Below are 1,709 nucleotides of genomic sequence, written 5' to 3'. Positions count from 1 at the left end.
CCGCCTTGCCCCCCTTCCGCCACACCCCCCCCCCACCCCAAAACCCCCCCCCCCCCCGGGCCCCGGCACCCCGCGCCCCCCCCCCCCGGCGGCCCCCAGGGGCGGGGTCACGGCCGATCCGGGGAGCTCAGGCGCGGCCGCTGCCGGCCGTCACCGAGGCGACCTGGGTGCCGGAGAGCGTGCCGCCCAGACAGAGGCCGCCGCCCGCGTCGGTGCCGGAGACCGAGCCGCCCGTGTAGATCCGGTACGACGTGCCGCGGGTCAGCGAGCTCAGGTCGAAGAGCACACCCTTGAGCACCCGGGTGCTGCGGAACGAGGCGAGCTGGGTGCCGGACGCGGTGGCCAGGTGCACGATCGTGCCCGCCGGCTGGTTCGCGCTGAACGAGTACGCCACCCAGGCCTGACCGCCGGACGGCAGCGCGCTGGTCGACGCGGTCAGGCCGGTGGCCAGGATGGAGCCGCCGGTCATGGTCAGCGCGCCGTTGGAGTCCAGGCCGCCCTCGCCGCCGCCGCGGGTGGGCGAGCCGTTGGCGATGACCGTGCCGCCGGAGATGGCCAGGATGCCGTTGGAGTCGAGCCCGTCCGTGCCGCCGCTGACCGTCACCGTGCCACCGGTGACCTTGATGAAGGCGTTGGGCGCGACCTGCATCTCGTTCACGCCCTCCTCGGCGGCGTTCACGGCGTCGTCGGTCGCGGTCACGGTGACTGTGCCGCCGGCGAGCGTGGTCTGCATGGCTTCCAGACCCTCGTACGACCTGGTCACGGTCACGCTGCCGGCGGAGACGGTCAGGGCGGTGTCGGCGTGCACCGCGTCGTCGCCGCTGGCCACGGTCAGCGTGCCGCCGTCGACGGTGATCAGGTTGTTGGAGTTGATCCCGTCGTCGGACGCGTTCAGGTTGAGCTGCCCGTCGCTGACGATCACGCTGACGCCGGCCTTGACGGCCTTGGTCGAGGCCGTGCCCGGGGCCGTGGTGCTGCCGCCGCCGGTCGTCGCGGTCAGGCTGCCGCCCGCGACGATGACGTCGGTGGTCGCGCTGATGCCGTCACCGGCGGGTGCGGTGAGGGTACGGGCACCGCCGGCCAGGTAGACGTACCCCTCGGTGGCGTCGGTCGTCTCGTCGGACTTGATCGCGTCGCCGCTCGCCGTGACCCCCAGCGTGCCGCCGGTGTGCACGACGTAGTCCTGGCCCCGGACACCGTCGTCCCTGGCCGTGACGGTGATCGTGCCCGAGTCGATGACCAGGCCGTCGTCGCTGGCGATGCCGTCGGCGGCGTTGCCGGTGACGGTCAGCGCCCCGGCGCCGGTGATGGTCAGGTCGGCCGCGCTGGACAGGGCGGCGCTCGGGTTGACCGCGGTCGTGTACGTCGCCGGGTCGGTGAGCCGGTTGGTGGTCCCGTCGGCCAGCACCACCATGACCTCGTCGGCGGCGACCACCGAGAGTGGCGCGGTACCCGAGTTGGCCACGGTGACGCCGTTGAGGATCAGCCGCACCAGGCCGGCCCCGGTGCTGTTGACCACGATCCGCCCGTTCGTGAGCGAACCGGTGAAGCGGTAGGTGCCGGCGGCGGTGACCGTGACAGTGCTGCCGCTGATCGAGACGCCGCTGCTGGTGGACGTGGCGCCCGAGCCGGTCAGCGTCACCGCGGCGACGGCCGACTCGCTCCAGACGTGATCCGCGGGATCGTCGTGATCAGGGGCGTTGGCGGCC

General features: G+C 73.6%; 1 protein-coding gene. It reads right to left on the bottom strand.

Annotated elements, in window-relative coordinates:
* Nucleotides 1-127: 127 nt before the first annotated feature.
* The coding region (locus AB0C29_RS47025; protein WP_360834700.1) for a carbohydrate-binding domain-containing protein at nt 128-1,709 on the bottom strand (1,582 nt) is incomplete at its 5' end.

The sequence above is a fragment of the Actinoplanes sp. NPDC048791 genome, assembly GCF_040650095.1.
Lineage (GTDB): Bacteria > Actinomycetota > Actinomycetes > Mycobacteriales > Micromonosporaceae > Actinoplanes.
The sequence above is the reverse complement of the archived record's forward strand: the minus strand, read 5'-3'. Positions and strand labels throughout refer to the sequence as shown.